Source organism: Streptomyces sp. NRRL WC-3605, from assembly GCF_001509795.1.
Classification (GTDB): Bacteria; Actinomycetota; Actinomycetes; order Streptomycetales; family Streptomycetaceae; genus Streptomyces; species Streptomyces viridochromogenes.
Genome location: NZ_LLZN01000106.1, coordinates 1 through 8,546 on the forward strand (window position 1 = coordinate 1; position 8,546 = coordinate 8,546).

Here is an 8,546-nt window from a genome sequence, read left to right on the forward strand (position 1 = left end):
GTGTGGGGGTGGGCGCCGGGGTGGTCGGCGCGGGGGTGCGTGTCGGGGTGGGTGACGGGGTCGGGCGCGGGGTGGGCCTGCGCGTCGGCGTGGGGGTGGGCGTCGGGGTCGGCTTCGGCGCGGTCCTGGGCACGGGCGCGGGAGCCTTCGGCCGGGAGGGCCGGGGCTCGGGGCTCTCGGACCGCGGCGGCCGTGCCGTCGGTGTCCCCTCGACGACGGGGGAGGGCACCGGCGGCTGCTTGGCGTCCGTCTTCTCGGCGGGCTTGTCGTGCCCGACCAGGGCGAACACGATCGCCGCCGCCACACCCACCGCGACCACTCCGGCCGCGATCCCGGCCTTCAGCGGGGCGCCCAGCCCCTCGGACGCGGCGGCCCCGCCGCCTCCGCCCGCGCCACCCGACGTCCCGCCACCCGCGGCACCGGCACCCGCACCGCCCGCCGAGCCACCGCCCGCCGCCGCGGCGGCTCCCGCGGCACCGGCCGCGCCCGCTCCGGCGCCCCCGGCCACCAGCCCGGCCACCTTGGCGTACCCGGCGGCACCGAACCAGCCGATGACCGCGACCGGGACGACCGCCGGGATGCCACCGGCGACCTCCTTGATCTGGCCCGCGGCCAGCCGGCACCGGGCGCACTCGTCCAGGTGCTTGCGCAGGCCGCGTTCGGCCCGGGTGCGCAGGCTGCCGCGGGCGAACGCGCCGAGCCGGTCGGCGTAGCGGGCGCACTCCCCGTCCCGGGCCAGGCTGGCGCTGACATGGGCCTGGAGGTAGGCCTGCTTGAGCCCTTCACGGGCCCGGCTGGCGAGCACACGGGTGCCGTTGGCGTCGAGCCCGAACAGCGTGGCGACCTCGCTCGGCGACTCGTCCTCGACCTCGGTGTGCCACAGCACCGCCTGCCAGCGCTCGGGCAGCGACCGGAACGCCTGCATGGCCAGGGACTGTTCGGCCTCGTGCATGGCCCGCACGTCCGCGCCGAGGTCCAGGGTGTCGTCGTCGGACAGCTCGGAGGAGCGCGCCGACTGGGCCGCGAACACGGCGAAGTCGTCGACCAGTTGCTCCCGGCGCGCCGACCGCGTCCAGTCCGCCGCGGCCCGTCGGATCGAAGTGAGCAGATAGGCGCGTACGGCGTGCTCGGGACCGGAGCCGGACCGCACCGCCTGGAGCATGCGGGCGAACACCTCGGCCGTCAGGTCGTCGGCGGTGTGCGCGTCGCGGCAGCAGGTGCGCGCGTACCGGCGGACGGCCTGCGCGTGACGGCGGTACAGCTCCTCGTAGGCGCTGTCGTCACCGGCCCGCATCCGGCCGATCAGGTCGACGTCCGAGGGCGGCGGCATGTGCGGGGGCGTGGTGCTGTCCTCGCGCCGGTCGCGCTGCGCCGGGACGTTGCCCTCCGCGCGCGGTGCGCGGCCGTCCGGGACGTCACCCTGCGCCGGTACGTCCGGGCGGCCGCCCTGACTCGGCACCTGTGGGGTCGCCGCGTCGCCGTCGTCCCGCGACTCGTCCCACCCGTCAACGCTCATCGCGGAAAGCCCCCGCTGCCAGCTCCACCAGTCCCGGACACCGGGTCAGGGTGCCACATCAGGTTTTGCCCGGAACTGGCCTGGACGGACAACCACCCGTCCGTGGGGACTCCTCGCGATGTGGCATGAACATGGCCCGCAGTGGGGAATGCTCAACAACCGCTCCGTACACGGGAGTTGAAGGACGGGTCCGGAACGCCCCGTGTGTCCGCGACCGCGTTCGAGGGAGGCGGCGGGTCATTCCTCCCCGTACACGTCCACCCATTCGGGGACGCGGCGTCCGGCGGTCAGGGTGACCGCCGGACCGACGCGAGCCATGTGCCGGGGCGCCGGATCAGCCCTGGGGCCGCGACCGCAGACCCTCCAGCAGGATGTCGAGGAGCCGCGCCGAGGCCGCCGCCTGCTGGGCCGGGTCCGGCAGGGAGGGCGCGGCCGTCGCTATCACCAGCAGGACGTCCGACACGGACACGTCCGGCCGCAGCTCGCCCGCCGCACGCGCCCGCTCCACGAGCCGGCCCACCACGTCGAGCAGCGCCGCCGCACCGGCGTCGTCCACCGGGCCCGCCGCCACGGCAGCGGCCGGCTCCGACACCAGCCGCAGCTCGCCCGCGCCCGGCTGCACCCGCTGCTGCGGCACCCGCGCCTCGTCGGGCCCGCCCTCGTCGGCGACACCGACCCGCAGGACCTGCGGCGGCAGCAGCCGGCCCGCGCCGGACGCCACCGACGTGCGCAGGAAGCGCGAGAGCGCCGACCACGGCTCGTCCTCCTGGCCGAGCGCGGCACGTGCCTGGTCGGTCAGCCGCGAGGTCTCCTCCTCGGCTATCCGCCGCACCAGGACGTCTTTGCTCGGGAAGCGGCGGTACACCGTCCCGACGCCGACCCGCGCCCGGCGGGCCACGTCCTCCATCGGCGCGCCGTAGCCCAGCTCGCCGAAGACCTCACGCGCCGCACGCAGCACGTGCTCCAGATTGCGCTGCGCGTCCACGCGCAGCGGCGTCGTACGCGACGACTCCCCGCGTCCGGCACCCGCGCTCATGGCGGAGCCCATCGCCCCACCCGCCGGCGCGATGGCGGACGCGGAAGCCCATCGAGAATCCTGAACATGCATAGGTGATCCCCCGGTAATGACGTCTCCCCCCGGAGACACTCCCCGTCATTGCTAGCCGGAGCGTCGCGGAACAAGCCCGGGACAACGAGCCCGTTCCGTGTGTTCACGGACCCGATGAGCGCATCCCCCTGCACCCCGTCGACACACGAACATAGTTGAGAGGGGGTCAATTCAGAAGGGGCACGTTCCGCACGGAGCGCCCCTCGATCGGAGTACGGGTCGTTTACGTCCCGATTGCGCCACCCGCACACCCCCGGCGCACCCCACCTGACCTGCATACTTTTGCGACACTCCGGCAATTCGGCCAAATCGCGACGCCGTCGGCGACCGGTCATACAAATCGTCGAGGCTGTGGACAAACGCAAGCGACGGGTGCGTCATGGGATGGTGAAGGAACGTGCGCGCATTCTCGTTGTCGGCGGCGGCTACGTCGGGATGTACACGGCCCTGCGTCTCCAGCGCCGCCTCAGACGGGAACTGGCCCGGGGCGAGGCCGAGATCCACGTCGTCACACCGGACCCGTACATGACGTACCAGCCGTTCCTCCCCGAGGCGGCGGCCGGCTCCATCTCGCCACGTCACGTCGTCGTCCCGCTGCGCGCCGTCCTCCCGCGGTGCCGGATCGTCCTCGGCGAGGTCACCGCCGTCGACCACGCCACCCGCACCGCCACCGTGACCCCACTCGCCTCCGACGGGCACACGGGCAGCGAGCGCATCGCCTACGACCACCTCGTCCTCGCCCCCGGCTCGGTCTCGCGCACCCTGCCCGTCCCCGGCCTCGCCGACCACGGCATCGGCTTCAAGACCGTCGAAGAGGCCATCGGCCTGCGCAACCACGTCATCGAGCAGATGGACATCGCCTCCTCCACCCGCGACCCCGAGATCCGCGACGCCGCCCTCACCTTCGTCTTCGTCGGCGGCGGCTACGCGGGAGTCGAGGCACTGGGCGAACTCCAGGACATGGCCCGCTACGCCACCCGCTACTACCACAACGTCCGGCCCGAGGACATGAGATGGATCCTCGTCGAGGCGTCCGACCGGATCCTCCCCGAGGTCGGCGCCGACCTGGGCCGCTACACCGTCTCCGAACTGCGCCGCCGCAACATCGACGTACGGCTGCACACCCGCCTGGAGTCCTGCGTGGACCGCGTCGCCGTCCTCGACGACGGCTCCCGCTTCCCCACCCGCACGCTCGTGTGGACGGCCGGCGTCAAGCCCCACCCCGTCCTCGCCGCGAGCGACCTGCCCCTCGACGGGCGCGGCCGGCTGAAGTGCACCCCGGAACTGACGGTCGACGGCACCACGCACGCGTGGGCCGCCGGGGACGCCGCCTCCGTCCCCGACGTCACCGGACGCGAACCCGGCTCCCTGTGCGCGCCCAACGCCCAGCACGCCCTGCGCCAGGCCAGGGTGCTCGGCGACAACATCGTCCACACCCTGCGCGGCGAGCCCCTGGAGACGTACGCGCACGCCTACGCGGGCTCCGTCGCCTCCCTCGGCTTCCACCAGGGCGTCGCCCAGGTCTACGGCCGCCGGCTGAAGGGCTACCCCGCCTGGTTCATGCACCGCGTCTACCACCTCAGCCGGGTGCCGACCGTCAACCGCAAGGCACGCGTCCTCGCCGAATGGACGCTCTCCGGTCTCTTCAAGAGGGAGATCGTCTCGCTCGGTTCACTCGAACATCCGCGAGCCGAGTTCGAACTCGCGGCCGGGGGAAAGCATCCACACAGGCCCGAAGACGACCCGAAGGGGTCGTCCTGACCGGACCCAGGAACTCCCCGCCCGGGGCAGGCGTCTGACGGGTGTCGGCCGGGACGGCCGCCCTGCCAGACTGACCCCCGACCGATCCCGGACGACCGGAGCCGGCCGAAGACGACGACACGAGGCAAGGATTCGTGAACTTCACGCGCTGGAGCGCCCGGCTCCCCGGAACGCAGCGCCGCGCCGCGGCGCGGACGGAACCCGCGGCGGCCCTCGCCCAGGACCGTCCCGGAGACGGCCCCGGAGCCGTCCCCGCGGCCCGCGTCGAGCAGCTCACCGACGGCGACCGCCCGATCCCCGCCCTCGACGAGCTGCCCGCCCGTGAGGTCCTCGACCGCGTCCCCGCCCTGGTCGCCCTCGTGCACGGCCCCGAGCACCGCCTCGCCTACGTCAACGACGCGTACGCCGCCGCCTTCGGCCCCCGCCTCACCGGCGAACCCGCGCGCGCGGCCCTCCCCGAACTGGCCGGGCTCGGCCTGCTCCCGCTCCTCGACCAGGTCCTGCGCAGCGGCCGCCCCCGCACCCTGAAGTCCCGCAAGGCCACCGACGGCCGCTCCTACACGTTCACCTGCACCCCGGTCACCGAAGGCGACGGCGGCGTCCTCGTCTTCGCCACGGACGTCACCGACCACGCCGAGGCCGCCGAGCGCCTGCGCGCCAGCGAGCGCCGGCAGCGCGAGACGGCCGTCACCCTCCAGCGCTCCCTGCTCCCGCAGGAACTCGAAGAACCCGACGACCTGCGCATCGCCGCCACGTACCACCCCGGCGGCACCGAGGCCGCCGTCGGCGGCGACTGGTACGACGTCATCACCCTCGGCGGCGGCCGCACCGCCCTGGTGATCGGCGACGTCATGGGCCGAGGTGTCCGCGCGGCGGCCGTGATGGGCCAGCTGCGGACGGCCGTGCGCGCGTACGCCCGCCTCGACCTCCCCCCGCACGAGGTCCTCCAGCTGCTGGACGGCCTCGCCATGGAGATCGACGCGAACCAGATCGCCACCTGCGTCTACGCCATCCACGACCCCAACGAGGGCCGCCTGGTCTACGCCTCCGCCGGGCACCTGCCGATCCTCGTCCGCGACGAGCACGGCGCGGTCCAGCGCGCCGACGAACCCACCGGGCCGCCCCTCGGCACCGGCGGCTGGATGCACGCGTCCGGCTCGATCGCCCTCAGCCCCGGCTCCACCGCCGTCCTCTACACCGACGGCCTGGTCGAACGCCGGGACAAGGACCTCGACGAGGGCATCGCCTCCCTGGCACGCGCCCTCGCCGGTGCCACCGGCACCCCGCAGGTCGTCTGCGACCGCCTGGTGCGCTCCGCCGGCGTCACCGCCGACCACGACGACGACGTCGCCGTCCTCGTCCTCCAGCACCCGGCCCGCACCGGCCCCGACCACGAGCTCTTCCGCAACGCCGCGCTGGAGCTGCTCGGCGGCGTCGAGGCGGCCCCCCGCGCGCGTGCCTTCGCCTCCGGCGTCCTGACCAGCTGGCGCTTCCCGCCCGACCTGCACGACCACGGCGTCCTGGCCACCAGCGAACTCGTCGCGAACTCCCTGCAGCACGGCACCCCGCCCATGCGTCTGCGCCTGCGCCGCACCGACCGCCGCCTGATCATCGAGGTCACCGACGGCGACGACCACCTGCCGCGCCGCCGCCGCGCCGAACCGGCCGACGAGTCGGGCCGGGGCATCGCCATCGTCGCCAGCATCGCCTCGGCCTGGGGCTCCCGGCGCACCCCGGGCGGCGGCAAAGCGGTGTGGTGCGAGTTCCTGCTGCCCCGGACCCGCTGAGCGTTACGCGTGCGCCGACTGCCCGGCCGGCGAGGCGGCGCCCTGGGCCACCACCCGGCTGCGGTGCAGCCACGGCTGGTCCTGCGCGACGGTCAGCTGCCGCCCCAGCCGCAGCGCGAGCCAGGTGACCCCCAGCGAGAACAGCAGGAACGTCACCACGTACGGCCCGTGCAGCGAGGCCGCCATCGGCCCGCCCACGGCCGGTCCCACCGCCAGCGCCAGCTGCTTGACCAGGGCGAACGCCGAGTTGTACTGCCCGGCCAGACCCGTCGGAGCCAGATCGGCGACGAGCGGGGCCACGGTCGGCGACAGCATCGCCTCACCCAGCCCGAACAGCGCGTAGGTGGAGATGAACGCCGCGGTGGCCACCTCCTTGCTGCCGTTCCCGAGACCCGCGTACGCCGCCGCGACCCACGCCACGGCCCAGATCAGCCCGACCGCGGCGATGACCCGCGTCCGCCGGCGGCGCTCGACGAACCGCAGGACCACGAACTGCGCCACCACGATCATCGCGGTGTTCGCCGCGAGCGCGGTCCCCAGCGTCGACGTCGACACCCCGGCCGCCTCCACGCCATAGGCACTCAGCCCCGACTCGAACTGCCCGTAGCAGGCGAAGAACAGCACGAACCCCAGCACGCACAGCTGCACCATCTGCCGGTGCCGCAGCATCCGCTTCCAGCCGCCCTTGGCCGTACGACCCTCCGGGGCCCCACCGACCTGCGGCGCGCGCGGCATCCGCACGGTCGCCATCACCACGACGAGCACGAGGAACATCGCGGCCTCGATGGCGAACAGCAGGGTGAACGAGGACACGCTCGTCGTGTCGACCAGGTGCCCGCCGATCAGCCCGCCGACCCCGAGCCCGAGGTTCTGGAGGAAGAACTGCGTCGCGAACGCCCGTGACCGGGTGTCCGCCGTGGAGCAGTCCACGATCATCGTGGCGAGCGCCGGCTGCATCACGGCCTGCCCGGCGCCGAGCACGGCCGACGCCAGCAGCACGGTCGCCGCGCTCCCGGCGAGCCCGAGCCCCAGCGCTCCGACGGCGGCGGCGATCAGGGCGGCGAGCAGCACCGGCAGCGGGCCGCGCCGGACGATCGCCCGTCCGGCGAACGGCAGCACGACCAGCGCGGCAACGGCGAAGACGGCGAGGACCAGCCCCGCCGTCATGGCACCCAGTCCCCGCACCTGCGCCACATAGACGTACAGGTAGGGGACGGTGAAACCGAGCCCGAACGCGCTGAGTGCGTTGCCCACGTGGATCCGGCGCATCGCTGCGCCCATCGCCCTGGTCACGTTCACCTCTCTCATGACAGACCCTCGATGCAGGCCTGAAGACTTCGAACCTAAATTTCGAAGCTAAACAGTACACCCTCAAGGACTTCAACGCGAAGCAGGGGCGTGCCATACTCCCCCCATGGGCGACCCCGACATCGGCGAACCGACGCTCGAAGAGCAGATCGCCGCCTACCAGCGCGAGTTCCAGGACCTCGACCCCCAGGTCGAGAAGATCGTCTCGGCCCTGTCCCGGCTGAACCGGCGCATGAACGTCGCCTACGGACGGCAGACCGCCGCCCTGGGGATCAGCAACACGGACTGGGAGGTCCTCAAGGCCCTCGTCCTCTCCGGCGCCCCGTACCGGATGGGCCCCGGCGAGCTGGCCAAGCGCCTCGGCCTCACGCCGGCGGCGATGACCCACCGGATCGACCGCATGGTCGCCGAGGGTCTGGTCACCCGGGAGCGCGACGAGACCAACCGCGTCCGCGTCATTGTCGAGCTGACCCAGGAGGGGCGCGGCAAGTGGCTGGAGGCGATGCGCCTCGCGACCGTCTTCGAGGAGGACCTCCTCCAGGACCTCTCTCCCGAGGAGCGCGGCACCCTGGGCGAAGCCCTCACACGACTGCTCCGCCGCGTGGAGGACGCCCAGCCCGACGCGGGCGGGCGCCTCACCGACCTCGACTGACGAGGGAGCCGACTCCCGCTCATAAAAGATCTTGACAGGGGGTGCTTGACACCGCCCTGCGCGATCCGTAAGGTTCTTCGGGTTGCCGCCGAGCCGTAACGGTTCTGCGACAGCACCTCCCGCCGCGAGAGCGGCATCAAACCACCAGCACGATCTCCCTGACGGGTCGATTTCGGCGTGCCCGAATTCAATTCGAATAGGGGGCCGGCGGCCCGATTGGGAATCGCCGGAAGGATCCGCTAAGGTTTGAGACGTCGGAACGGCCCAACGGCCGGGAAGGCGAACCCCGCTGACTGGGGATCAGGCCGAAAAGGTTCTGGTAAAGTCGGAACCGCCGGAAAGGGAAACGCGGAAGCGGGAACCTGGAAAGCACCGAGGAAATCGGATCGGAAAGATCTGATAGAGTCGGAAACG

At 73.1% G+C, this 8,546-nt stretch carries 6 protein-coding genes; 3 read left to right on the forward strand and 3 right to left on the reverse strand.

Annotation, left to right across the window (positions count from 1 at the left end; translation table 11 throughout):
* On the reverse strand, window positions 1–1,516 hold a 1,516-nt coding region (locus tag ADL34_RS32320), incomplete at its 3' end, for a sigma-70 family RNA polymerase sigma factor (protein WP_062739848.1).
* A gap of 334 nt (window positions 1,517–1,850) precedes the next feature.
* Complete coding sequence (locus tag ADL34_RS32325; protein WP_062674500.1) at window positions 1,851–2,624, reverse strand: TetR/AcrR family transcriptional regulator; 774 nt, start codon at window positions 2,622–2,624, stop codon at window positions 1,851–1,853.
* Between the two features lie 384 nt (window positions 2,625–3,008).
* On the opposite strand from ADL34_RS32325, the gene ADL34_RS32330 reads away from it, so the two are divergent.
* Complete coding sequence (locus ADL34_RS32330; RefSeq protein WP_062674502.1) at window positions 3,009–4,385, forward strand: NAD(P)/FAD-dependent oxidoreductase; 1,377 nt, start codon at window positions 3,009–3,011, stop codon at window positions 4,383–4,385.
* Window positions 4,386–4,519: 134 nt separating this feature from the next.
* Window positions 4,520–6,172: an ATP-binding SpoIIE family protein phosphatase gene (locus ADL34_RS32335; protein WP_062674504.1), complete on the forward strand. Its 1,653-nt coding sequence runs from the start codon at window positions 4,520–4,522 to the stop codon at window positions 6,170–6,172.
* 3 nt (window positions 6,173–6,175) lie between these two features.
* Here the strand turns inward: ADL34_RS32335 and ADL34_RS32340 are convergent, their stop codons facing one another.
* Window positions 6,176–7,480, reverse strand: a complete 1,305-nt coding sequence (locus ADL34_RS32340; RefSeq protein WP_420714284.1) for an MFS transporter — start codon at window positions 7,478–7,480, stop codon at window positions 6,176–6,178.
* A 106-nt stretch (window positions 7,481–7,586) separates the two neighbouring features.
* Here ADL34_RS32340 and ADL34_RS32345 point away from each other — a divergent pair, with 106 nt between their 5' ends.
* Entirely contained in the window at window positions 7,587–8,132 is a 546-nt protein-coding gene (locus tag ADL34_RS32345; protein WP_062674508.1) for a MarR family winged helix-turn-helix transcriptional regulator, read from the forward strand.
* The last annotated feature ends 414 nt before the right edge of the window (window positions 8,133–8,546 follow it).